The sequence below is a fragment of the Erysipelothrix sp. HDW6A genome, assembly GCF_011400295.1.
In the GTDB taxonomy this organism is placed as follows: Bacteria; Bacillota_I; Bacilli_A; order Erysipelotrichales; family Erysipelotrichaceae; genus Erysipelothrix.
This window is the reverse complement of record NZ_CP049859.1, coordinates 56177-81664: the sequence shown is the minus strand read 5'-3', so window position 1 is coordinate 81664 and position 25488 is coordinate 56177. Positions and strand designations below refer to the sequence as shown.

The following is a 25488-nucleotide window of genomic DNA, read 5'->3' as shown; positions in this document are numbered from 1 at the left end:
CATGCAATTTTTTCCAAATGTAAAAACTTTTGTACAACTAGGTCCATTAGAAGTAACCTGGTATGCTGTACTGATTGTTACTGGTGCATATATCGCATATATGATCAGCCGTCGTAATCTTGTAAAAGTAGGTTATGACATTGATGATATCGATAATATCTTCATTGGTTCTCTGCTATTCGGATTTCCGGGTGCACGTATCTGGTATGTAATGTTCTCGGATTTACAATACTATTTACAAGATCCAATCCAAATTTTTAATATCCGTCAAGGTGGTCTTGCAATTCAAGGTGGTTTAATTGCAGGGGCAATCTTCTGCTATATCTACATGAAGAAACGCCGTATCAACTTTATGCAAGCTGCTGACTTAATTGTTCCTAATATCTTGATTGCTCAAGCACTTGGACGTTGGGGAAACTTTATTAATCAAGAAGCATTCGGTGGACCCGTTCCAGAGACATTCTTCAACTACTTCCCATCTTTTATTAAAGATATGATGTTTATAGGTGGTGAGTATCACCATCCAACATTCCTTTATGAAAGTGTTGCCAATCTTATTGGTTGGGTGCTGATTGTATTGGTGCTTAAACGAGTGAATAGAAATCGCCGTGGTGATCTAACCTACGCATATCTCATGTGGTATGGTGTAACACGCTTCTTTATTGAAGGGTTAAGAACTGATAGTCTTTACTTCTTCAATACTGGAATTAGAATGGCACAGTTAACATCCATCGTGTTTGTAATTATTGGTATGGTCGGATACTTTGGTGTCTTTAGAAAAATATTCAAGCAAGCAAAACCGATTATTCTTTGGGACTTTGATGGCACCATTGCAGATACTCACAATGCGATTGCTAGCTCCTTCAAGAAGTTGTTTGCTGAACATAAACAAGATTATGATTTGACAGATGAACAAATCCTAGAGTTTATGGGACCAACATTAAATGAAGTCATGGAAAAACATTTCCCAGGAAATGTAGAGGAAATGACGGGAATGTATCGAAGTTATAGTCAAGAATTTACAGATATGATTCAATTGATGCCTGACGTGGAAGCGAGTTTACGTTATCTACAAGAACAAGGTTACCGTCAAGGAATTGTATCCAATCGTGTAACACCTTCTTTAGAACAACAATTACTTAGATTAAATATTCAAGATTACTTTGAAGTGGTTGTTGGTGCGGATCAATTTGAAAAGAGTAAACCAAGTCCTGATGGTATTGATAAAGCTCTTGAATTAATGGGAGCAGATCATGGTGGTGTTATCTATATTGGTGACACGCCAACAGACATGGAAGCCGGTCGTAGGGCAGGTTCGTTTACTATTGCTTATGTTTCTGATAAAATTCGAGAAGAAACACTTAATAAAAGTAATCCTAATCGTATAATTTCAGATTATACATTATTACCAACAATTCTTGAGGAGGACCACGAATGGACAACAACTATGATGTAATCATAATCGGTGCAGGACCTGCTGGATTAACAGCTGGTGTCTATGCTGGACGAGCAGGTTTAAAAACTGCAATTTTAGAATATGAAGCACCCGGTGGGAAAATGGTAAAGACCGATGAAATCGCAAACTACCCTGGAACTATCGATATCAGTGGCGTTGATTTATCCATGAAAATGTTTGAACATGCTACAGCATGTGGTACAGAATATCTTTACGGTGAAGTCAGTGACATTATTGATGAAGGTGAATGGAAAAAAGTAATTGCAAGTGGCACAGAATACCGTGCTCATGTAGTAATTATTGCAACAGGTACAAAAGAAAGAACTCTTGGTTTCCCAGAAGATGAGAAACTCTTAGGAAAAGGTCTTTCATACTGTGCAGTATGTGATGGTGCGTTCTTTAAAGATAAAGAAGTTATTGTGATTGGTGGGGGAACTTCAGCACTTGAAGAATCTGTCTATCTTACACAATTCGCAAAACATGTAAAACTTGTAATTCGTCGTGATGTCTTTAGAGGCGATGAACTTAGCCAAAAACAAGCATTAAGTAATCCAAAAATTGAGGTAATCCGTAAACGTCTTCCAGTAGCCTATGTTGTGAATGAAGAAGGACGTCTGGGTGGCGTACGATTCAAAAATGTGGACACTGGTGAAGAAGAAGAAATTCTAGGAGATGGCTTGTTCCCATATATTGGAGCATTTCCAGCTACAAATTTCTTAGAATCAATTCCAGGTCTTCTTGATAAAGACGGATACGTTATTGTAAACGACCGTTTAGAAACTGTAATGCCAGGAGTATTTGGAGCAGGAGACGTCGTTCAAAAACATTTACGTCAAATTGTTACCGCAACAAGTGATGGCGCAGTAGCAGCTCAAAATGCTTTCCATTACATTCAATCACTGAAACAAAACTAAGAAGCATCGATAGATGCTTTTTTCTTGCTTGAGTGGAGAAGACAAAGCAAGGACATCTGTATATTATGTGTTTTATAACACACAGACTTAGTTTCAACTTATTCATGAATTTGATACAATAGAGTGTGAGGTGGCACTATGGAAAATCGTAGAATTGTCTTAGTTACAGGTTTATCAGGAGCAGGAAAAACAAGCTCAATGGCAGTCTTAGAAGATATGGGCTATCATTGTATTGATGGCTTCCCTGCGTTCTTGGCAGATACTCTCGTTGAAGAAATTGATAAAAACGTTCATATAGAGTATAACCAAATTGCAATATCAGTTTCTGCCAATGATTTTGATACCTTTTATCATAAATTAAAAAACACATATACAGAATTATTAGTATTATTTTTAGATGCTTCAAAAGAGCAGTTATTATTGCGCTATAAATACAGCCGAAGAAATCACCCACTGGTAGTTAAGGGGCTAGCCAATAGCCTTGAAGAAGCTATCGATGTGGAAATTCAAGAATTTGCTTCAATTAAATCAAACGTATCTATTATTATTGATACATCACATTTAACCAATCAAATGTTGACATCAAGAATCCAAAGATTCTTTGGTATAGAAGGTAAGAATTCTTTAACATTAAGTTTTATTTCTTTCGGGTATCGTAATGGATTGCCAATGGATGCAGACTATGTCTTCGATGTACGTTTCTTAAACAACCCTTATTGGGATGAAACATTACGTTCAAAGACGGGTAATGATGCTGCAGTATTTAGCTATGTAATCGATGATCCTAAGACCCAAGTGTTCTTAGAAAAACTACAACTCTTTTTAAACTATGCAATTAATGAAAATCTCGAAGCTTCAAAACATTTATTAACGATCGCAATCGGATGTACAGGTGGACAACACCGTTCAGTGTCAGTGACAAACTGGCTCTATGACTTTTATCGCAAAGAATACACAGCAATCAAAGACCATAGAGATATAAAAGAAGGACCAGAACTATGAAATTAGTTGTATTTGGTGGCGGAAAGGGTCAATCCGCGTTATTAAAAGGACTCAAACTTATTGATGAATTAGAAATTAGTGCAATTGTTACAGTGGCAGATGATGGTGGTAGTACAGGTCGTCTACGCGAAGAATTTAGTATTCCAGCTATGGGAGATATTAGAAACGTGATGCTCTCACTTGCTGAATCAGAGAACCTCTTATCACAAATGATGAACTATCGTTTTGAATCCACAAGTCGTTCTAGTTTAGCTGGACATAACTTAGGGAACTTAATCTTTACTGCCTTAGCAGACACAAGTGGTGACTTTATGGGAGCAATCTCACAGTTATCAGAGGTTCTAAATGTTAAAGGACGTATCATCCCAGCTTCGACAGAGTTAATCACACTATGTGCACGAATGACAGATGGCACAATCGTAAGAGGGGAATCAAACATTCCTATGTATGATAATGCCATTGATAAGGTTTACTATGATGTGCCTGTGAGTGCTACAGAAGAAGCTATTACAGCGATCGAAGAAGCTGATGTTATTCTTATGGGAGTCGGTTCAATTTATACGTCAATCTTACCGAATCTTATTATTCCTGAAATATATGACGCAGTACATAAATCAACTGCAAAGAAAATCTATTACTGCAATGCCATGACTCAAGCTGGTGAGACGGATGGTTTCTCAGGAGAAGATCATGTTAATGCATTAATTAAACATACCGATGTAAATATTGATGTCGTTGTCTATGCCATTGATACAATTCCTGAAGATGTACGTTTACGTTATGTTCAAGAAAGAAGTTTCCCAGTGTCATTCTTATCAGAAGACCATACGTATAAGATTGTGAAACAGGAAGCTTTAACATTTGAAGACAATATTATTCGACACGACCCAATGAAAATTAAGAATGGATTCGCAAAAGTATTGGAGGTGGCTGGATGTCCTTTAGTAGCGAAGTAAAACATGAGATTACAACAGTAGAACTGGAAGAGTGCTGTGAACGTGCACAACTTTCAGCTTTTCTGCATGCAAACTCAAACATGATTATCGCTAATAAAGCTATTCAGTTACAAATAGAAATTGAGAATGCCAACACTGCTAAACATATGTTTAGTCGATTAAAGAAACGCTATGGCGTTAATATTGAACTAAGTGTTGTAAAGAAAAGTCGCTTTAATAAGACGAATACTTATGTTTTAAAAGTATTAGAGCGAGGTATTGAAATACTTGAGGACTTGGGTATTTATACTTCTAAGGGTATGCGCCAAACACCTTCAAGAATTATTACTTTGAAATCGTGTTGTGCAAGAGCATATCTCGGGGGACATTCTTAGCGAGTGGAAGTGTTAACGCACCCAATACTGCTAACTACCACCTTGAAATCTCAACGGAGTCAGAAGAACTTGCAAAGTTTGTTCAGAAAACAATGCGTCAATTTGAAATTGAATCAAAGATTACAGTGCGTCGTAATCGCTATGTTGTATATATTAAAGCAGCTGATTCGATTGCTGACTTCTTAACCGTTGTAGGGGCTCATGCTCGTACTTTAGAATTTGAAGACGTAAGAATTCAAAGAGACTTTAAAAACTCACTGACGCGTCTTGATAATTGTGAGGTTGCGAATGAGATGAAAATTATTAAAGCGGGTAACAACCAGATTGATGCGATTCAGAAACTCATCGAACATAACCGCTACAATCATCTCGAAGAGAGACTTCTAAACGTAGCGGAGCTTCGTATGAAGTATCCAGAATCAAGCCTTAATGAACTCATAGATTACTATGAAGAAGTACATAATGAAACAATTAGTAAATCGGGTCTACAACACCGATTTAAGAAGATAATCGAATTAGCCAATAGGATTGAAGATAACGAGTAAATCAGAAGTTATATTGACTGTGATATAATAACGAAAAAGGTGATAATATGGGATATATTTTAGGATTCTTACTAGTATTGTTAATAATTTATCTGTTACCAACGTTTTTAATGTTTGCTTTAGGCGCATATATAATCGTTGTGGTTGTGAATCTTGTAAGAAATTTTCTTTACGGGCCACGTCCTAAACAAAATAGATATACACAATCAAATCAACAAGAACGTTATAACAGCACACAATCCAGACCAAACCAAACACGTAATAGCGATATTATTGATGTAGAATACACAGAACATGAAGTCGATGACGAGTAGGAGGACACCATGATACGAGAAGCAAAGCCAGAAGATACTTCGATCATTGATTCTATGATGACAAAAAAGTTCAAAAACGGTGACTACAAAAGGTATCGAGAGAAAATACTAAAGCACGATAAGTGCTATATTTCACTTGATCAAGGTGAGTATACAGGTATGGCTTATGTGGAACCTAAGGTACTATCCTTGCATGATACTTTGATTAAGACCTCTTATATTGTTGATGTTGTGAATGCTGATGCTATTATGGATCAACTGCTATCGTTATTATCTCGTGACGATATTATTACTTTAGTTCGTACTGACAATTCAGAATCGTTTGAAAAATTTGGATTTGAACCTGTTGTTGAAAGTTTTGAATACAACCTTAACACGAGTCTACTATCAAATTTTGATGTTGCAGGAATAAACTTAGAGCCTAGTAATGAATCTTTGGTAAAAGTATACCAACAGTTTACACGACATTTTACTGGTTTTTTCACAAGGGATACTGATTACTTTGAACGAATGAAGACTGAACTTTCCTCATATGGAGGTATTATAGGTTTTAATGTTGACGACCAATTGGTTGCTTACATAATCTATGAGATTCATGACAGTGTTGTTCATGTTAGAGAATGTTGTTACTTAAAGAGTGGACATCTCTTACGACTCTTATCGTTCATTACACGAGGCAAATCCCGACTTATTCTGTGTGCTTCCGTTCATGAACACATGAATCGTATCTTGCCTGATGCAAAAAAAGTACGCAAACAAACCATCATGGCACGTATCAACGATAAGGAATTATTTGAACGCTTGTTCCATATAAAAATCATAAGTGCGTACTCTGGATTTAACGCTTTTGCAAAACCTTTATGGAATCAAGATATTTATTGATTGCTAGCGGTTTCACAATTGACAAGCGTGACATATGGTATATAATATAAGAGTCGAATAAGGAGGATTTATAGACTATGGCAGTAAAAGTAGCAATTAACGGTTTTGGACGTATTGGACGTCTTGCAACACGTTTGATTCTTGAATCAGATAACATGGAAGTTGTTGCAATTAATGACTTAACAGATGCAAAAACACTTGCACACCTATTCAAATATGACTCAGCTCAAGGTCGTTTAGGCAAAGAAGTTGAAGTTAAAGAAGGTGCATTTGTTGTTGATGGAAAAGAAATCAAAGTTCTTGCAGAACGCGATCCTAAAAACTTACCTTGGAAAGAATTAGGAATTGATGTTGTTATTGAAAGTACAGGAATCTTCACATCAGAAGAAAAAGCTGGCCTTCACTTAGAAGCAGGAGCACGTAAAGTTATTATCTCAGCTCCAGCAACAGGAAACATCAAAACAGTTGTATTCAACACAAACCACGAAATCTTAGATGGTTCAGAAACAATCATCTCAGGTGCTTCATGTACAACAAACTGCTTAGCTCCAATGGCTAAAGTATTAAACGATGAGTACGGAATTGTTCAAGGAACAATGACAACAATCCATGCTTATACAAATGACCAAAATACATTAGATGGTCCACATGCAAAAGGTGACTTACGCCGTGCACGTGCAGCTGCAGAAAATATTATCCCTAACTCAACAGGTGCTGCTAAAGCAATCGGTCTTGTAATTCCTGAATTACAAGGTAAATTAGATGGTGGCGCACACCGTGTTCCTGTAATCACAGGTTCAATCACAGAATTAGTTGCTGTTGTTGGAAAAGAAACAACAGTTGACGAAGTTAACGCAGCAATGAAAGCAGCAGTTAACGAATCATACGGTTACACAGACGAACCACTAGTATCATCAGATATTATCGGTATGTCATATGGTTCATTATTTGATGCAACACAAACTAAAGTAACAACAATCGATGGAATTACATTAGTTAAAGTTGCTTCATGGTATGACAACGAAATGTCATATACAAACCAATTAGTACGTACAGCTCACTATGTAGCTGACAAATTCTAAGAATTATAACTACTAATAACTAAAGAATCGAGTTCGCTCGGTTCTTTTTTTGTGAAGAAATGAAAGATACAAATACAAAGTGAAGAAGTGCTATGATATACTAATGGAAGAAAGAACAGAGGAAGTAACTATGAAACTATACAACTCAAAACATAAGAAAATTGAAGAATTCGTACCTATTGTACCAGGACAGGTTTCGATGTATGTTTGTGGTCCTACTGTTTATAACCATCCACATATTGGAAATGCACGCCCAATCGTTGTTTTCGACCTTTTACGTCGCGTTTTAGTAGAGCTTGGCTATAAGGTACATATGGTCTCAAACTTTACAGATATTGATGATAGAATTATTGAAAAAGCACAAAATGAAAAAATAAGCGAAAAAGATGTTGCATCTCGCTACATTGATGCTTATAATGAGGTCAGTAAAAAGCTTAACGCTAACGGTGTTGATGCCCGTCCTTTAGCAACAGATAGTATTGCAAGTATCATTAAATTTATTGAAGATCTCTGTGAAAAAGGCTTTGCCTATGAAAAAGAAGGAAATGTCTTTTTTAGAGTGGATCGCGTTGCTAGTTATGGCGAAATTTCTTCGCAAAATATTGAAGCATTAGAAGTCGGAGCACGTATCGAAGCTAATACCATGAAAGAAAACCCATTGGACTTCTTATTGTGGAAAGTTACAGATGATGATGGTATAAAATGGGATTCTCCTTGGGGTATGGGTAGACCTGGCTGGCATACAGAATGTGTTGTAATGATTCAAGATGAGTTTAAAACAAATCATATTGATATTCATGGTGGAGGAGAAGACTTAAAATTCCCTCATCATGAAAACGAATCAGCACAGTGCAAAGCACTTCATAATCACGATCTCGCAAATTATTGGATCCATAATGGCATGATGAATGTTGATGGAATAAAAATGAGTAAATCATTAGGGAATGTTACTTGGGCAAAAGACTACATTAGCGAGTTTGGAACAAATGTAACGCGTTGGCTACTCTTATCAACTCACTATCGACTCAACTTGAACTTTACTGAAGAAGTTGTTGAACAATCACAAAACGAACTAAATCGTATTGAACAAGTCTTACATAAAACTGAAATCGAATTCCAAAAGGGTGGATATCAGTCAGACTCTCTTGAAATGGTTGGAATGGTGTATGAGCAATTTATGGCAGCCTTACAGGATGACCTTAATGTTGCGAATGCTCAAGCAGTCATGTTTGAACTTGTGAAGACAATGAACCAATCATTGCGTCAACGTGATAAAGACTTTGAAGTAATGAAGACGCAATACAACACTCTTAAAAGAATGTTGGATGTTCTTGGGATTGATTTTGAAACAGTTGTTTTAAGTAATGACGATCTTCAGTTGTTTAATGACTGGGATGCTGCAAAAGCTGCCAAAGACTTTGAAACCGCAGATGGTTTGCGTGCGAAACTCTTAGAAAAAGGACTAATTTAATGAATACAACTTCAGGAAACGTCCTCGCTTTTGTGGGGATGCAGTTCATTCATTACAAGTGCGTGAACATTTGGTAAACATAGGAATTACAAAAACAAAGCAACTTCAAGAAACATCAATAAAATATGTAAGTGCCAAGGGACAAGCTAACTTTATTATGATGTTGATTGATAAAGAAATACTCAATGAAGATGAACTCGCTATCTTTCGTCGTGGAAGAAACGCAAAAAGTGCTTCAATGGCAAAAAATGCCGATGTTACTACATATCGTATAGCTACAGGTTTTGAAGCGGTATGGGGTTACCTATATATGGAAAAGTATCATGAACGATTGAACCAGTTATGGACAATGTTTATTGATTTTGTGGAGGAATAAAATGTCAAAGTATATTTTTGGAAAGAATACCGTTGTTTCATTTTTAAAGACTGGAAAACGTCCACAACGTGTCTATCTTTTTGATAAAGGTAATTACCCTGAAATTGTTCAATTGGCTAAAAGTCAAAATGTTGAATTGAGCTTTGTTGCTAAACATCGCTTGGATAAGATGGTTGATGGAGTTCACCAAGGAGTTGTTGCTGAAGTTGAAGACTACAAATACATGGAACTTGATGTACTCATCAAGAATGCAAAAAATAAATTAATTGTAATGTGCGATCAGCTTGAAGATCCACATAATTTAGGTGCCATACTAAGAACTGCTGACGCTACGGGTGTTGATGGAGTTATTATTGGAAAACATCGTAGTGTAAGTTTAACTGATACCGTCGCAAAAGTTTCTACAGGTGCGATTAATACAGTTCCAGTAGTGCAAGCTACGAATATGGTTCAAGCTCTTAAAGAACTTAAAGCAGCTGGATATTGGGTTGTTGCTGCAGAAAATGGTGTTAAAGCAGTCGAATATACTGAGTTTCCAGTTGATATGCCATTAGTTCTTGTAGTTGGTTCTGAAGGAAAAGGGGTATCACGAATTGTAAAAGAAGAGTGTGATATCCTAACCACGATTCCTATGGCTGGAAGTGTTAATTCATTAAACGTTTCTGTAGCTACTGCTGTTGTGCTCTTTGATATAATCAGACGTCGAAAGGAAAAATAGATAATGCACAATGACTTCGAATATGGATACATGATTTACCAGAAAGACGAGGATGCTTTTGCTGAAGTGGTTCGTCGCTATGAAAGACTTGTTCAAAAAAAATCAATAAAGTGCGCTAATGTATTTGATAGTATCGGAGCAACATACGATGAGGCGAGGCAAGAATGTCTTATTTCACTCTATGAGTCTATATTCTCGTATAAAGAGTACTTAGGAGTCGGCTTAGCTCGTTACATTGAAGTGTGTATGGAAACACGAATATTAGGGTACATTAGAACACTTACAAAAAAATCAAACGTATTGAGTGGTACCAGATACTCACTTGATTATTATGTTTCTGAAGATAACGCATATTACGAATGTACGATGGATCCAAGTTTTAGGACAGATCCAGAGCAAATGAGTTACTACTTCGAAGCGAAGGAATTTATGGACAAAGTACTAAATTTAATGTTACCGATTGAAAGAGAAGTCTATGAATTAAGGAGAATAGGATATTCTTACAAGGAAATCTCTGAAATATTTAACCTAACAGAGAAAGACGTTGATAATAAAGTTCAGAAAGTTCGACGTGCAATAAGAAAAGCATACGACCAATACTATGCCGGCCTTGAGGCAAACGATTTTGTGAGATCGAGACACAAATAATTAATTGACACCCACTGTGTATCTATGTTAAAGTTAGATAGCACGAAAGTGGGGTTTTTTTATTATGTCAAACAAGAGAGAAAAAGTAATATTAATCTGTACTGAATGTTTGTCTCGAAATTATACAACGACCCGCAATCATACAAATTCGCAAGAGCGTCTTGAAGTTAGAAAATTTTGTAAGCGATGTGGCAAACACACCTTACATCGTGACTCAAAATAGGAGGAAATGCTATGAAATGGTTTACAATAGCTGGTGTTAAAGAAGAAGTTCGTAAAATTCAATGGCCAAGCAGCAAGGAAACACGCAGAAATACGGTAATCGCAATATCATTTATCTTATTCTTTGTAGCGTACTTTATTCTTACAGAATTTGTGCTCGTATGGGCATTAAGATTGTTAGGAATAGGTGCGTAAAATGGAAGATAAACAATGGTATGTAGTTAACACTTATGCTGGACACGAAAACAGAGTTAAAGAAAATTTAATTCGTCGTGTTGAGACAATGGGTATTGAAGATTCATTATTCAGAATTTTAGTTGCTGAAGAAAAAGAAATTGAATACAAAAATGGTAAAAAAGTTGAGAAAATGCGTAATCTATTCCCTGGATACTTATTTGTGGAAATGATTATGACTGATGAAGCATGGTATGTTGTTCGTAACACTCCTGGAGTAACTGGATTTATCGGTTCATCAGGTGGTGGGGCAAAACCATTCCCAGTTTCACCAGAAGAAATTGAATCAATTTTACGTCGTATGGGAATGAGTGATCAAAAACTTGTTGTCAACTTCCAAGTTGGTGATACAGTTAAGATCTTATCAGGTCCTTTTGCAGGTATTGAAGGAACAGTCGATTCAATGAACGATGATGCTCAAACTGCAATGGTTCTTACAATTCTATTCGGTCGTGAAACACCGACAGAGATTTCATACACAGACTTAGAAGCAATCTAAAAGCGGGGAAACCCGTTTTTTACTTTAATATCGGAAGTTGTGTGAATCTAATCATTTTTAACATAATGGTGTATAATATAGCGTGGAAGGTGTCATATGAAAGAACTAGGTATAGGATATGCTCATGGTAAGATAATCTTGATGGGTGAACATGCTGTTGTGCATGGTCTTCCAGCAATTTCTTTACCATTTTACGGAGCATACGTAAAAACTACCGTATCAAAAACAGATTCGGTTTCAACAATTCATTGTTCCTATTTTGATGGGCTGCTTACTGAGGTTCCAAGTGAACTTCAAGGGATATCAATACTAATTGAAACAACTTTAAAATATATAAACAAAAGTAACTCATCAATTCACGTCGATATTGAATCAACATTACCTGCAAACAGAGGTTTAGGCTCAAGTGCTGCAGTCTCTGTATCCGTAGTGCGTGGTGTTATCGCAGCATTTGGTGTTGAGTTATCAGAAGACGAGTTAATTGAGCTTGTCAATGTAGCAGAGAACATTCATCATCTTAATCCTAGTGGCTTGGATGTGAATACGGTCATTGCAGACCTGCCTCTGTATTTTCGTCGTAATCATGAGAAACGTCATTTACCACTAAAACTTAAAGGGTATCTTGTTGTAGCAGATACTGGAGAACTTGGCAGTACACGAGAAGCTGTAGCTGATTTTGCAGGCAAACTCCATGATAATACTGATATGATTTCTCGTATGAATCGTATTGGTGTACTTACAGATGAGACATTATTAAACCTCTATACAGGAGACATGTCAAAAGTTGGAAAGGCAATGCTAGAAACTCATGCAATTCTCAGAGACTTCTCTGTTTCCAACGATACACTTGACCGCTTTGTCGAAATCGCAATGCAATACGGTGCATTGGGCGCTAAGCTTACTGGAAGTGGTCAAGGAGGGTGTATGATTGCTCTTGCAAAAGATGAAGAATCAGCAGAGACAATTGCCTTAAAGTTAAGAGAAAGCGGCGCACACCAAACTTGGTTCTATAATTTAGAGGGGAATATCAATGAGTAAAATTGTAAGAGCACACACTAATATTGCTCTATTAAAATATTGGGGAAAAGCAAATAGCGAGTTAAAGATTCCCCACAATTCAAGTATTTCACTTACATTAAACGAGTTTTATACTGATACTCGCGTAACTTATGATGACGCATTAGATAGGGATATTTTCTATTTAGATGACGAAGTAGTTGATGATAAAGTTGCAAAGCGTGTGTATCAGTATATGGACCGTATTCGTAGTATGTTTGATATTAACTCATATGCGAAGATTGAGTCATGGAACCATGTTCCTAAAGAAGCAGGATTAGCATCCAGTGCTTCAGCTTTTGCAGCACTCGCAAAGGCGGCAACCTTAGATTTGAATTTATCGAATGAAGAACTTTCTAAACTTGCAAGACTTGGATCTGGGAGTGCATCCCGTTCAATATATCCAGGATTTGTAAAGTGGAATCGCGGAAGCAATCATGATAATAGTTATGCGGAGCCTTTAGATGTAGCTCCATGGGACGATTTTAGAATGATAGTATGTATTATCAACGATCAGATTAAACCCTATTCAAGTAGTACTGCAATGGATATTACTGCCAAAGAGTCACCATATTACCCTGCTTGGATTGAGAACACTGAAAAAACTGCAGATCTGATTGAAGAAGCAATTCGTAATCAAGATATTTGGACATTAGGAAAACTAGCTCAGACCAATGCACTCCAAATGCATGCTTCCTTAATGGCAGTTAATATGTGGTACTTTGAACCTAAAACTTTAGATATAATGAATCGATTAAGAGAACTACAAAAGGAAGTTCCTGCTTTTTTTACTATGGATGCAGGACCTAACGTTAAGATTATGACGACACAAGAGCATGTAGATACTGTTCTAAAGTCTCTTCCTGACGGAATTGAAACAGTAGTATGTCGAAGTGGTGAAGGAATCAAAGTATTATGAAACTGAAATTTCCTGGGAAATTGTACATAATGGGTGAATATGCAGTAGTGATTCCGGGTCATCCAAGTGTTGTCGCAGCAATCAACCGATATATTCACGTTACCATCAATCCCGCAAAGAATTTGAAAGTGGAAAGTAGTTTTGGAACGATTCATGAACTTCAAGATGAAACGTTTAAAGGCCCAATGCGATACGTTGCATATGCACTTCAAACAGCTTTTGAATATGCAGGAAAAGAAGATTCTTTTACCATGCTTGTTGAAAGCGAACTTGATGATGTATCAAATAAGAAATATGGTTTTGGTTCTTCGGGAGTTGTGATTGTTTCAGTCATTGCATCAGTACTCTCACATTATGAAGTTTCATATACACAAGAAGAACTCTTTAAACTTAGTGTTTTAACACAGGCTCGAATGAATGAGCTTAGTTCCGGTGGTGATCTAGCTGCATCAATCTATGGTGGTGTGATTAGTTATTCACGATACGATAAAGACTGGCTAATGAAACAAGAGTTAGCAGTCGATCTCATAAAATTAGATTGGCCAATGCTTGATATTCAAAAGCTCCCTTGGAATGATTTTGAAATGGTAGTCGGATGGACGCAAAGTGAAAATAAAACCAATCCATACGTCAGTACATTTCTTGAGTGGGGTCGCAATAATCCCGTCAAGTACACTAAGTTTTTAGAAAACGCTCAAAATATTACACATGGTTTTATTGAAGGTGTGAAGAAAACAAATCGAGATTCAATGGCAGACTTTATGAGTCAATACCGTTATTTATTAAATCAACTTGCTCTTGATACTGGGCTTAATATCGAAACCAAGACTCTAGAGAAACTGGTTGCTATCGCTAATAAATACGATTTAATGGCGAAGTTATCAGGTTCTGGTGGAGGAGACTGTGGTATAGCAATTGGACAGAAGATTAAAAACGAAATTATTGAGAAAATAGACATAGAATGGCAAAAAAATGGTATTCTATTGTTAGATGTAGAGGTAACAAACAATGAGTATTCGTTCTAAAAGAAAAGATGATCACGTAGAACTAGCCTTATCGCTTCCAAAGCCTAAAGACCCTTTTGAATCGATGCGTTTAGTCCATAATAGTATTCCAAATATGAACTTAAGTGACGTTGATACTAGTACACGTTATTTGAACCGAGATTTCCCTTATCCTGTATATATTAATGCTATGACAGGAGGCAGTGAAAAAACGGGTCAAATCAATAAAAAACTAGCTTTGATTGCTGCTCGTTTGGATATTCCTATGGCGGTTGGATCGCAACACGTTGCTTTGGAACATCCTGAATATGAGGGTAGTTTTAAAATTGTTAGAGAGACGAACCCTCATGGTTTTATAATTGGTAACGTTAGTGCCAATGCAAGTGTAGATGATGCACAAAGAGCAATCGCAATGATTCAAGCGAACGCATTAGGTATTCATATTAATGTTGCCCAAGAACTTACGATGGATGAAGGTGACCGTGACTTTGCGCATTGGCTTGATCATATCGAGGAAATCGTAAAGGCAGTAGATGTCCCAGTTATCGTTAAAGAAGTTGGTTTTGGTATGAATGATGCTACTGTAAAACAACTGTATGAACGTGGTGTTAAACACGTAGACGTGAGTGGGCATGGGGGAACAAACTTTATATCCATTGAAAATGCACGTTCAGTTGAGAAACGCTATGACTATCTTACTGATTGGGGATTAACAGCAATTGAATCTCTTCAAATCACAAAACTTTATCATGATAAACTTGAAATCATTGCATCAGGTGGGGTTAAAACACCACTTGATGTCCTAAAACTGATTCGTTTAGGGGCTAAAGCCGTAGGGATTTCTGGTACATTCCTAAAGATGACACAACATGACGACAAAGAAATGATGAGACAGGCAGATAACTTCTTCGAAGATTTAAGACGTATTATGGTATTAATTGGAGCACGTAATATAAAGGAAGTTGCTCGTGTTCCTTATCAGATTAAAGAAAGCTGGGTGATAGTGCGTGAGTAATAGTTCAAGTAAGAATAAAATTATTATTGTAGGTGCACTATCTGCTTTGATTATTGCGGTAGTTGCCACAACGTTTCTTCTAATGTCTTCAAAGTGTACATTAGATGGTAAAAGTGCATGTTATGACAGAAACGTTGAGACATTTTTAATTGAAGATAAAGCAGAATTAACAGTACAAGTTGAAAGTGAAGAACTTGGAGAATACTTAGTAAGCAAGTGGAATGAACTTCATCCTACTCATCTTGATAAAGTTAGCTATATTGTTAGAGCGCCTCTAACACTCGAAGAATTATCACAAGGATTAGAAACAGATATTATTGTCACTACACAGAATAATGCAGCCTTTGCCCTTAATATGCTCTATGATATGCCTCAGAAAGTAAGTTCAGTCGTTGGGAGTACAGTGCCGTCTCTTGCACAGGATACGATTAACTTAAAAGGCTACTATTTTGTACAAAATAGTATTAAAGGACCGTTATTCACTTACAATAAAACCTTGATGGAAGAACTAGGCTTTGATTTAAAGGATGAAGACAATTCTTCAATTCCAGATGTATTTGAGTCCTGGGACAAAATTGCGCAGAATGTTGATCCTGTATTACAAGAAATTGATGTTCTCTTCCCACTTACATTTACAGATCAAATAAGTTTCTATCCATTCTTAACGGGAGGCCGATGGTCCTTGAATTTTACCAATTCTGGTTCTGAACCCGGATTTGATTCCAAAGAATTTAGAGATGGATTAAAACTTGTGGAAGCTATGGGTAATACTGCATGGGATAAAACAACGGCAGAGCCTTTAGTTGATGAGACTAAAGACGATGAAACGAAACCTCAAGAAGAAAAACCAGACACAGAAAAACCAAGCACAGAAACAACTGAAGAAGTAAAACCAAATAATGAAAACACTCCACTTACTGAGGAGGGTGAAGAAGTTGAAGAACTTCCTGAAATTATTGATTACACTAAATATCGTAATACTGCTGAATCTTTAGAGTGGAAATATGAATCTGCCTTTTATGAAAGACAATCACTTTTCACCATCGTAAACGACTTTGATTTCGCAAGACAATACGCAGAGGCAAGTGGAGACGAATATGTATACACAGCGTTTCCTTCTAATGATGGCTATCGCTTAACTCCGAGCGCTGAAGTTGATGGTTACGCTGTCAATAAAGATGTTAAGTATATATCTGCAGCTGCAGAAGTATTAAGAATTCTAAGATCAGGTGAAGCAGTTACAAATTACTACAATAGCACACATAAAACACCTATTTATCATAGAAATCTATTAGAGGTGCTTTCGATTGAGGATAATATGGTAATGGAGCAAATCAAAGCCTATAATTATAGCGATGCTCAACCTGTTATGGCTTTAGATAAGAATCCTAAAGTCTTGGCACGATCAATCTATACATCAATCGATATGATGCCAGTATTAAGAGATCTTTATGATGGGAAAATAGATGTTGAAACAGCACAAAAAGAAATTGTGGCATTATCAAAAGAATGGCTTGAGAAACATGATATAATTGAGGAAGAATAATTTTATTCTTCTTCTTTTTTTGAGGTGAGATATGAATTGGAAAACACTAATTGAACAAGAAAGTGCTAAAGGGTACTATCAAAAACTACAGGATACTTTGAAGAAACGTCGTTTAACACAAAGTATCTATCCATGTGAAGATGATGTATTCAAAGCCTTCGAATATACACCGTATTCAGACGTAAAGGTTGTGATTGTGGGTCAAGATCCGTATCATCAACCAGGACAAGCAATGGGGCTAAGTTTCTCGGTGCCCAAAGACTGGCCATTGCCAAAAAGTCTTATCAATATATTTAAAGAACTTGATGATGACCTTTGTATTCATAACACTCATGGAGATCTAAGTTCCTGGGCACAACAAGGTGTACTTCTACTAAACACGATACTAACTGTAGAAGATTCAAAGCCATTATCACACAAGAATATAGGTTGGGAGACTTTTACAGATCGTGTCCTAAGTGAACTGGGTAAGAGAGAGAAACCAATTGTGTTTGTACTTTGGGGGAAGAAAGCACAAGATAAAAAGCAACTTATTGATAAACATCATTATTTTATCGAATCAAGCCATCCATCACCTTTAGGAGCTTACAGAGGATTCATTGGATCCCATCCATTCAGTAAAATCAATGACTACTTAATAAAAACTGGGCAATCCCCGATAAATTGGAGCAATCATGTTTAAAACTATTGATGAAGCACGCGATATCGTAATGGCGAGAAAAAATCAAACTTATGGAATCGATTATTTAAATCAAGCATTAGATTATTTAGGTAAGCCTCAAGATAAGCTTAAAATAATACACATTGGTGGAACCAATGGAAAGGGTTCAACCACAAACTTTACCCGCTCTATTCTTCAAGAAGCAGGGTACAAGGTGGGAACGTTTACTTCTCCACATTTATTAATCCACAATGATCGAATACGTGTTCAAAACGAGCCAATCTCTGATGAAGATCTCCTTCGTTATATTAACTGGACATACCCTCTATGGGAAAAATTTCACTTAAGTATGTTTGAGATTGATATGATACTATCAATTCAATATTTTATTGATATGAAAGTAGATTACGTTGTATATGAAGTAGGTCTTGGAGGACGTCTTGACGCTACTAATGTCGTGACACCCCTTGTTTCGGGTATTACTAATGTTGGACTTGATCACCAGAATATCCTAGGAAATACAATTCAAGAAATAGCAAAAGAAAAAGCCGGAATCATTAAACCTTCGGTTCCAATTATTACTACTTCACAAGATATTGAAGTGCTGGATATATTTGTAGAGGTATCTACAGCATTAGAGAGTCCTTTCCGTCAAATTTGCATTCCTTACTACCATACAGTAGGTAAATCCTATGTGTTTGATTATTTAGATATGACACTTACCCTTACCAATCAAGGAGCCTATCAAGTCTCTAATGCAGTCCTAGCAATATCATTAGTCAATGAGATACTTCCAAACCTTGATCATGATATTTATATTCGCGGTATTGCTTCTACACACTGGGCAGGACGATTTGAGGAAATATCAGAAAATATATACATTGATGGTGCCCATAACGAAATGGGAATAACTCAATTGATTAATAGTATTCAGATTTTACCGAAACCATGGACAATTGTATTTACTGCTCTACGAGATAAAGATTTCTCAGGCATGTTAGATACACTGATTAGTAATGCAGATAAGGTCATTGTCACTGAGTTTGATTTCTACCGAGCAGCTTCGCTAGAAGAGCTATCAAAAGGAAAAAATGTTATAGCGATACGCGATCCATTTGAAGCCATTGATTTTGGTTTAGAATCAAAGGGTGAAGGTTCACTTATTGTTACTGGTTCCCTATATTTTATTTCTGAAGTTAGAGAATATTTAAAAAAACGTACGATTAGCGATTAATCGTACGTTTTCTATTCATTTTACGTTTCCTAATTTTATTTAAGTTATAGTATCGAATTCCTAGAATAGCAAGGATTCCGATAAACAGAATGACCAACAATGCTTTCAAGGCAAATATAAAGCCTCGCCATAGCCTTATAGTAAACTTCACAGGTATCTTCTGTCCCGTGATGATATCTTCCTCGTGTAGAACTGTGTCTCCAAGTTTCACGGAGACTTTTCCTAGAATGCTATTCGCTTTAATCGGGGCCACAAGAGTTTCGGAAGCAGGTTCAATTTGAATTGATAAATCATGAATCGATACATCTTTTGGTAAGTAATAAGAGATATTCCTATCAATAGTCACTTTAAAGTCTGTTTTTGCATCTCTAATTGGAAGAGTTCCTATTTCCTGACTCTCTTCGAGTATTGTTTCACGGTTAAATGAAGAAAAAACATAATTATAGACATTTATTGCATCAAGAATATTTGTGCCAATTTTATCTTCTAAAGGAGCATTGGTACTGATGAAGATGAGTGTCTTACCATCTTTCTGTGCAAAGCTTGATAGAGTTCGTTCGCCCATCTCTGTATATCCAGCTTTCGTGCCAATTAGATCCATCATTCCCTGTTCATGTGCGAAGACAAGTGCTCCATTCTTTAGATTGATCCCTTCAGGATTTTCTGTAGTCTGACTCGTTGTGTATCTCTCAGTAGAATAGAGTTTCTTAAAGGTTTCATTCTTTAAGGCATATTTTATAAGCAAGGCTAAGTCGTAGGGTGTTGTTAGATGATCCTCATGATCTAGGCCACTTGTATTTACGAAATGTGTCTTAGTCATATTAATTTTTTGAGCAAGAACATTCATATGCTCTGTTAATCCTTCTGGATCTCCTGTTAAGTGATATGACATAGCACGTGTTGCATCAGCGCCACTTGGAAGAATTATTCCATGAAGAATATCATTAAGTGTGAGTGTTTCATTTCGTTTAAAACCAGCAACAGTAGCAATAGAACTAAGACCGTTAAAGACTTCGTCACCGAGAGTTACTAAGTCAGTCAACTTCATGTTCTTTGACTCCATCATTTCTATTGCGGTGATGGCTGTAAGAACTTTTGTGATTGAAGCAGGATGAACAAGTTCGTATCCATTTTTTTCAAAAAGTACGGTTCCATCATCTGCATCCATAAGTAAGTAATTATCACTATAGAAATACAGAGGTTTTGTTGAAATTTGATTGTCTGCCTGGATATTTTGAAACATCAAAGGTAGCAGTAAGATTGATGTTAGTAATAGTTTGTATAACCTTTTTTTCATATAAACCTCCAAATACATACTCTATTTTACCAAAAAAAAGTGGCCAATAGTTGACCACTTAGATAATTATAGAACTTTACTTAAAAATTCACATAAGCGAGGACTCTTAGGATTGTTAAAGATATCATCAGGTGTTCCGACCTCTTCAAGATGGCCATCATCCATAAAGATAACAGTATCACTAATTTGCTTAGCGAAGTTCATTTCATGAGTAACAATTAGAATTGTCATCCCACTATCAGCTAATGATTTAATAACATCTAAAACGTCATTAACCATTTCTGGATCTAAAGCACTTGTAGGTTCGTCAAACAACATTACTTCAGGATTCATAGCTAGAGCCCTGACGATAGCTAAACGTTGTTTCTGGCCTCCAGATAACTTTGTAGGGTACTCATCTTTTTTATCAAGCAAACCAACCTTATCGAGAAGTTCTTCTGCCTGGAGTTTTGCGTCTTTCTTTGAGACTCCTTTTTCAAGAGTAGGAGCTAAAGTAATATTTTCAAGAACAGTCATATTTGGAAAGACATTGAAATGTTGAAATACCATCCCTAACTCTTGGCGTAATGCGTCAAGTTTTTTAGTATTCGTAAGATCTTGATTTTTATATAGTATAGTTCCAGATGTTGGTTTTTCAAGAAGGTTTAGACAACGTAAGAATGTTGACTTACCAGATCCTGATGGACCGATAATTGAGATAACTTGTCCTTGATTGATATCAAAATCAATTCCTTTTAATACTTCTAAAGATCCGAAATTTTTCTTAAGATTTGTAATTTTTATGAGTGGATTAGGCATGAGTTCTATTTCCCTTTCTTTCAAAGTGTGTAATAACTTTAGATAATGTAAATGTAAGAATAAAGTAGATAATACCAACAATGATTAATGTTTCAAATTTCATGTGAGTAGCAGCTGAAATGATTGACTGTGTGGTCATTAAACTGTTGATAAAGAAGATTGATGCAAGTGATGTCTCTTTTATCATCATAATAAACTCATTACCGAGTGCTGGTAAAATGTTCTTGATTGCCTGCGGTAGAATAACTTTAATCATCATATTTTTATCAGATAAACCAAGGCTCTTAGCTGCTTCAAACTGCCCTTTATCAACAGCTTGTATTCCTGAACGGAAGACTTCCGCAACATAAGCACTAGAGTTAAAGATAAGTGCAATAACAACCCACATGTAATCACTAACCATATTTGGAAGGAGTTGTGCTCCACCATAAACAAAGAGGTAGAGTTGTAATAGAATTGGTGTTCCACGGACAATTTCAACGTACACACTTGAAACAATATTTAGGAGTTTTAGTTTTGACATCTTAGCAAGGGTAAGTAGGGCACCAAAGATTGTTCCAAAGAACACAACAACTGCTGATAACCAAAGGGTACCTATAGTACCTTCCCAGAATAAATCACCATATGTTTTTGCAAGTGTGAAGATAGTAGGTTTTACTCCATCACCCATATTCGATACTTCCGCATCAAGAATAACAGCTTCATCCATCCACACTTGATATTTTCCACTATCAACAACATCATTTAGGATTTCATTGACAGCATTCAAGAGCTCTGGTTCACCTTTAGGCATAATAGCCATAATTCCTTGTTCGTTCTCGCTGTTGAACTTAACATCACTAATTTTGATTCCTGAATTGTTCTTAAGGAATGTCTCACCGGATGCACAGCTTATTGCAACGGCATCAGTTTTTCCTGCCTTTAGTTCCATTACAGCATCATCTAATGATGTAACAAGTCTTACGTTTGCATTTGGGAGTTGTTCATTAACATATTCTTGTTGGAGTGATCCGTTTTGAGATGAAACAGTAGCTTTATCGAAATCATCTAAAGAATCAAAAGTATTGGTGTCAGACACAAGGAAGCCTTGGCATTTTGATTCTGAACTGTCATAAGAGATTGAGAATTGAATAGCTTGTGCTCTCTCTTCTGTATAGGTAAAACCTGATAGACCAATATCATATTTTCTGGCAATAATGGATGATGGAATATCATCGAATGACATGGGCTTAATCACAAGATCAACACCAAGCTCTTTCGCTAGCAGCTTGGCAAGCTCCATATCAGCTCCGACATATTTGTTTTGTCCTAGTTGTGATGGGTCAATAAACTCGTATGGTGCATAGTCAGGAGATGTTGCAACAACAAGTTCACCTCTCTGTTGGATCTCTTCAAGTAAGTTTTGTGGATCATTATCATTGTTGTTAACTGAACAAGCAGTAAGTACAAAGATAAGACACAGTAGTGTTAGTAATTTTTTCATAAACGATTCCTTTCTTAAAATAAAAAAACTCTAGACAAATAATTGTCTAGAGACGCATTGGCGCGGTACCACTCTAGTTGATATTTTAAAAATATCCCCCTCTTTTTGGTAACGCTGCATCAGCGATGCTTCCTATGATTTCAGAAGCATATCTAGCAAGTGCGGTTCATCAATTTCGAATGGTTGGCTTACACCGTTTCCAACTCGCTAGGCATTCTAGATTGACTACTCTCTTGTTCATTGACTTTAATGATGATCTGGAAATAAAAAACGCCTCCAGATATTTGTATCTAGAGACGTGTTAAACGCGGTACCACTCTAATTGCCTTGTATGTATGACAAGACCCCTCAATGCTATAACGCTAGCTGGCGACTGAGCCTACTGTGAGTTCAACTCAATTTCTCCAAAGTGCGGTTCAATATATTTGGTATCACCAGGCTTCCACCAACCCTAGCTCGCTTAGATCCAAAGTATATCTACTCTCTTTTTCAACGATGTAATAGAATAATAGCCGATATAAAATACAATGTCAAGAATATACTGAAAAATAATGGATAATATTTCAATAACTGAAAAAGGTTTCTTATGAAGTTGATACTATTGTCATCTACACAGCCCCAAAAACCATAAGTCAAGCCGCGAATATGTATTTGTAAGACATTAAAACATCATTTTATGACATATTGCAATTATGGGGCAATAAAGGATATATACTATGAGCGTGAGGTTAAGAGAATGAGAAAATTAATTATAAGTTCAGTATTAGCTGGCTTAGGGATATCTTTTGCTACATATTATTTAAGCAAAAGAGAAAAATACACCGAAAATATTGTTAGAATACCATACAGCGCAAAAGATGTGATTTCAAAAGAAAACTTAAACAATGAAATAGTAAGGTTTTCTTATGACGAAGAAACTATCTCAAAACTTATTCATCATGTTGATACAATCGAGCACTTAGGTGTAGATATTAAAATAAACCCTAAAGAAGTTCATGGGTCTTTTTTCCAAATTATCTTTCCTTTAGAAATTTCAAAAGAACACAACATTTCAGCATCTCTACTTGCTGAATATACTGACTCAGAGATTGTTCACTTAAAAAAATTCAGACTCAATAAAGATATGTCTCTAGAAGATAGAACCTATACATTTAAAGATCTCGAAGATTTCTGCATTCATGAAAAAAATGGGGATTTTCCTAATAAATTAATTGTTAAGTTATATGCGATGGACAGTAATGAATCGTATATTAATATTTCAGATGAGTTACATTATGATAGACCTTTTATTATTGATTTTATTGGAAATGATAAGACAAAGTTAATTGCTACGTTCTGGGGGATAGTAGGTATTACCGGTCAGAGTTCGCAAGAATTTAATGTGCAAATTGATGTATAAAAAGAAGCCAATCACTTGATTGGCTTTACTATTGCGGTAAATTCATTGCGGTTGTGGAATAATTGACGAGCATAAACAATTTCAAAGTTTGTTCTAAGAAGATTTAATGCTTCAAGTGCGTCTGAGAATGTATAGTTCTTAGGGAGTTTAATGGTAATTATTCCAAGACCATTCGTCGATAAATTAGGAGCTAGGTCCTCAAATATATGAATGCTTTGTCGGGATGACATCTTCATGTCATTAACCATTAGGTCGCATTTAAAGTTAGGGTTATCATAGATGAATTGTTGAGATGTCATTTTCTTATGATGAATGCCTTCAAGGCTAAGTAGACGAGGATCAAGGTCAGCTGGGTCAATTGCATACACTTCAAATCCTAAATCATTAAGGACTTTGGACCATCCACCAGGAGCAGCACCTAGATCTACAGCAATATTTCCTTCTAATTTTAGTGGGAAAACATCAAAGACTTCACGAAGTTTATACTCTGCTCGGGATATAGTTGAAAGAGCACGGGAAAAATGGATTGCGCCACTCGCCCACTTGCTTAAAAGTTGCTCTGTTTTGTTTACACCATAATAAACTGTATCGTTATTTACATATATGGTGAGCACTTGCTCAGGGTTCTTAACATCAAGTGCTAAACCGTCTTTCTTGAATGTGTCCACTAATTGGTTTCGTATCTCCACAATTTGTTTTCTAATTTCAACAGGAGAACTTAATTGTATTGAAAATGTGAGGTTTTTATCCATAGTGATGTTCTTTATATCATCAAAGTTACCTAATGATGTAGTAGCATCAACAGAAGTAAAGTGGCGTACGAAAATCATCGGATACCCAATAATTTTTTTATAAAATGTATCCAAGTCAAGTGTGGTATCAAAAAGTGCATCAGTACTATTGAACCAAGTAAATGTACCAGGAATACGGTAATATTTAAACTCATTTACGAGTTGTTTTTGTGTGTTGTCATTACAAGTAATAATATATTTCATAGTTTGTCCTACCCTTTATGAAGATTATAACCCATAATCAAGGACTAAAGTATAAGTATCGATAGATGAGACTGAAAATTATCTTAATTTGGAACAAAAAAAGAGCTTTCGCTCTTTATTATGATAATTAAAGTGGTGTTACATTACTTGCTTGCTTTCCACGTTGACCATCAACAATTTCAAATGAAACTGCTTGACCTTCTTCTAAGGTTCTATAGCCATCAGTAGCAATTCCTGTGTAATGTACAAATACTTCTTCATTACTTCCGTCAACGATGATAAAACCGAAGCCTTTTTCAGCGTTAAAGAATTTTACTTTTCCTGATTCCATATTAAGTTGTGCCTCCTAACTAGAATAAGTCGTACACAAATAATGATGATATCATAT

The 25488-nt window shown here is 36.2% G+C and carries 27 protein-coding genes, 1 pseudogene and 2 other annotated features; of the genes and pseudogenes, 23 read left to right on the top strand and 5 right to left on the bottom strand.

Going from position 1 to position 25488, the window contains the following annotated elements:
• The first annotated feature begins 1 nt into the window (after window position 1).
• From lgt to G7059_RS00410, 22 genes and pseudogenes are all read left to right on the top strand, one after another.
• Window positions 2–1456 carry a prolipoprotein diacylglyceryl transferase gene (lgt, locus tag G7059_RS00515; protein WP_166080126.1) on the top strand — a complete coding sequence of 485 codons (1455 nt, stop codon included), beginning with the start codon at window positions 2–4 and terminating at the stop codon, window positions 1454–1456.
• Window positions 1435–2370 (top strand): NAD(P)/FAD-dependent oxidoreductase, encoded by a 936-nt coding sequence (locus G7059_RS00510; RefSeq protein ID WP_166080125.1) that lies wholly within the window; start codon window positions 1435–1437, stop codon window positions 2368–2370. The genes lgt and G7059_RS00510 overlap by 22 nt, the downstream gene beginning before the upstream one ends.
• A gap of 138 nt (window positions 2371–2508) precedes the next feature.
• A complete protein-coding gene (gene rapZ, locus G7059_RS00505) occupies window positions 2509–3372 on the top strand; it encodes an RNase adapter RapZ (RefSeq protein ID WP_166080124.1) in 864 nt (287 codons plus the stop codon).
• Window positions 3369–4328, top strand: coding sequence for a uridine diphosphate-N-acetylglucosamine-binding protein YvcK (gene yvcK, locus G7059_RS00500; RefSeq protein ID WP_166080123.1), 960 nt, complete (start codon window positions 3369–3371; stop codon window positions 4326–4328). Before rapZ ends, yvcK begins: the two co-directional genes overlap by 4 nt.
• Window positions 4307–5247 (top strand): annotated as a pseudogene (gene whiA, locus G7059_RS10620) (DNA-binding protein WhiA). Before yvcK ends, whiA begins: the two are co-directional and overlap by 22 nt.
• Window positions 5248–5294: 47 nt before the next feature.
• On the top strand, window positions 5295–5561 hold the full coding sequence (locus G7059_RS00490) for a hypothetical protein (RefSeq protein ID WP_166080122.1): 267 nt from the start codon (window positions 5295–5297) through the stop codon (window positions 5559–5561).
• A 9-nt stretch (window positions 5562–5570) separates the two neighbouring features.
• A complete protein-coding gene (locus tag G7059_RS00485; protein ID WP_166080121.1) occupies window positions 5571–6443 on the top strand; it encodes a hypothetical protein in 873 nt (290 codons plus the stop codon).
• Between the two features lie 77 nt (window positions 6444–6520).
• On the top strand, window positions 6521–7525 hold the full coding sequence (gap, locus tag G7059_RS00480) for a type I glyceraldehyde-3-phosphate dehydrogenase (protein ID WP_166080119.1): 1005 nt from the start codon (window positions 6521–6523) through the stop codon (window positions 7523–7525).
• Between the two features lie 130 nt (window positions 7526–7655).
• Entirely contained in the window at window positions 7656–8996 is a 1341-nt protein-coding gene (gene cysS, locus G7059_RS00475; protein ID WP_166080118.1) for a cysteine--tRNA ligase, read from the top strand.
• Between the two features lie 70 nt (window positions 8997–9066).
• Window positions 9067–9372: a Mini-ribonuclease 3 gene (locus G7059_RS00470; RefSeq protein WP_240920500.1), complete on the top strand. Its 306-nt coding sequence runs from the start codon at window positions 9067–9069 to the stop codon at window positions 9370–9372.
• Between the two features lies 1 nt (window position 9373).
• Window positions 9374–10090 carry a 23S rRNA (guanosine(2251)-2'-O)-methyltransferase RlmB gene (gene rlmB / locus G7059_RS00465; protein WP_166080116.1) on the top strand — a complete coding sequence of 239 codons (717 nt, stop codon included), beginning with the start codon at window positions 9374–9376 and terminating at the stop codon, window positions 10088–10090.
• 30 nt (window positions 10091–10120) lie between these two features.
• Window positions 10121–10738 (top strand): sigma-70 family RNA polymerase sigma factor, encoded by a 618-nt coding sequence (locus G7059_RS00460; RefSeq protein WP_166080114.1) that lies wholly within the window; start codon window positions 10121–10123, stop codon window positions 10736–10738.
• Between the two features lie 64 nt (window positions 10739–10802).
• A complete protein-coding gene (gene rpmG, locus G7059_RS00455; protein WP_166080113.1) occupies window positions 10803–10961 on the top strand; it encodes a 50S ribosomal protein L33 in 159 nt (52 codons plus the stop codon).
• A gap of 11 nt (window positions 10962–10972) precedes the next feature.
• Window positions 10973–11155, top strand: a complete 183-nt coding sequence (gene secE, locus G7059_RS00450; RefSeq protein WP_166080112.1) for a preprotein translocase subunit SecE — start codon at window positions 10973–10975, stop codon at window positions 11153–11155.
• 1 nt (window position 11156) lies between these two features.
• A complete protein-coding gene (gene nusG, locus G7059_RS00445; RefSeq protein WP_166080111.1) occupies window positions 11157–11693 on the top strand; it encodes a transcription termination/antitermination protein NusG in 537 nt (178 codons plus the stop codon).
• A 96-nt stretch (window positions 11694–11789) separates the two neighbouring features.
• Window positions 11790–12731 carry a mevalonate kinase gene (gene mvk / locus G7059_RS00440; RefSeq protein WP_166080110.1) on the top strand — a complete coding sequence of 314 codons (942 nt, stop codon included), beginning with the start codon at window positions 11790–11792 and terminating at the stop codon, window positions 12729–12731.
• Complete coding sequence (mvaD, locus tag G7059_RS00435; RefSeq protein WP_166080109.1) at window positions 12724–13668, top strand: diphosphomevalonate decarboxylase; 945 nt, start codon at window positions 12724–12726, stop codon at window positions 13666–13668. Before mvk ends, mvaD begins: the two co-directional genes overlap by 8 nt.
• Window positions 13665–14693 carry a phosphomevalonate kinase gene (locus G7059_RS00430; protein WP_166080108.1) on the top strand — a complete coding sequence of 343 codons (1029 nt, stop codon included), beginning with the start codon at window positions 13665–13667 and terminating at the stop codon, window positions 14691–14693. Before mvaD ends, G7059_RS00430 begins: the two co-directional genes overlap by 4 nt.
• Entirely contained in the window at window positions 14677–15687 is a 1011-nt protein-coding gene (fni, locus tag G7059_RS00425; RefSeq protein ID WP_240920499.1) for a type 2 isopentenyl-diphosphate Delta-isomerase, read from the top strand. The genes G7059_RS00430 and fni overlap by 17 nt, the downstream gene beginning before the upstream one ends.
• The gene (locus G7059_RS00420) at window positions 15680–17233 is read left to right on the top strand and encodes an ABC transporter substrate-binding protein (protein ID WP_166080107.1); all 1554 of its coding nucleotides are present in this window, start codon (window positions 15680–15682) and stop codon (window positions 17231–17233) included. The genes fni and G7059_RS00420 overlap by 8 nt, the downstream gene beginning before the upstream one ends.
• A 31-nt stretch (window positions 17234–17264) precedes the next feature.
• Window positions 17265–17915, top strand: coding sequence for a uracil-DNA glycosylase (locus G7059_RS00415; protein ID WP_166080106.1), 651 nt, complete (start codon window positions 17265–17267; stop codon window positions 17913–17915).
• Window positions 17908–19128 (top strand): folylpolyglutamate synthase/dihydrofolate synthase family protein, encoded by a 1221-nt coding sequence (locus G7059_RS00410; RefSeq protein WP_166080105.1) that lies wholly within the window; start codon window positions 17908–17910, stop codon window positions 19126–19128. Before G7059_RS00415 ends, G7059_RS00410 begins: the two co-directional genes overlap by 8 nt.
• Here the strand turns inward: G7059_RS00410 and G7059_RS00405 are convergent.
• The 3 genes from G7059_RS00405 to G7059_RS00395 all read right to left on the bottom strand — a co-directional run bounded on the left by G7059_RS00405 (window position 19118) and on the right by G7059_RS00395 (window position 22706).
• On the bottom strand, window positions 19118–20425 hold the full coding sequence (locus tag G7059_RS00405; RefSeq protein WP_166080104.1) for a D-alanyl-D-alanine carboxypeptidase family protein: 1308 nt from the start codon (window positions 20423–20425) through the stop codon (window positions 19118–19120). The genes G7059_RS00410 and G7059_RS00405 overlap by 11 nt on opposite strands.
• A 66-nt stretch (window positions 20426–20491) precedes the next feature.
• Window positions 20492–21223, bottom strand: coding sequence for an amino acid ABC transporter ATP-binding protein (locus tag G7059_RS00400; RefSeq protein ID WP_166080103.1), 732 nt, complete (start codon window positions 21221–21223; stop codon window positions 20492–20494).
• Complete coding sequence (locus G7059_RS00395; protein ID WP_166080102.1) at window positions 21216–22706, bottom strand: ABC transporter substrate-binding protein/permease; 1491 nt, start codon at window positions 22704–22706, stop codon at window positions 21216–21218. Before G7059_RS00395 ends, G7059_RS00400 begins: the two co-directional genes overlap by 8 nt.
• Before the next feature lie 45 nt (window positions 22707–22751).
• Window positions 22752–22956, bottom strand: a binding site (T-box leader).
• Between the two features lie 39 nt (window positions 22957–22995).
• Window positions 22996–23208 (bottom strand) — a binding site (T-box leader).
• Between the two features lie 234 nt (window positions 23209–23442).
• Between G7059_RS00395 and G7059_RS00390 the strand changes: the two genes are divergently transcribed.
• Complete coding sequence (locus tag G7059_RS00390) at window positions 23443–24105, top strand: hypothetical protein (protein WP_166080101.1); 663 nt, start codon at window positions 23443–23445, stop codon at window positions 24103–24105.
• A gap of 11 nt (window positions 24106–24116) precedes the next feature.
• Here G7059_RS00390 and G7059_RS00385 read toward each other — a convergent pair whose 3' ends face one another.
• Entirely contained in the window at window positions 24117–25100 is a 984-nt protein-coding gene (locus G7059_RS00385; RefSeq protein ID WP_166080100.1) for an FtsJ-like methyltransferase family protein, read from the bottom strand.
• A 127-nt stretch (window positions 25101–25227) separates the two neighbouring features.
• A complete protein-coding gene (locus tag G7059_RS00380) occupies window positions 25228–25431 on the bottom strand; it encodes a cold-shock protein (RefSeq protein WP_166080099.1) in 204 nt (67 codons plus the stop codon).
• Between the last annotated feature and the right edge of the window lie 57 nt (window positions 25432–25488).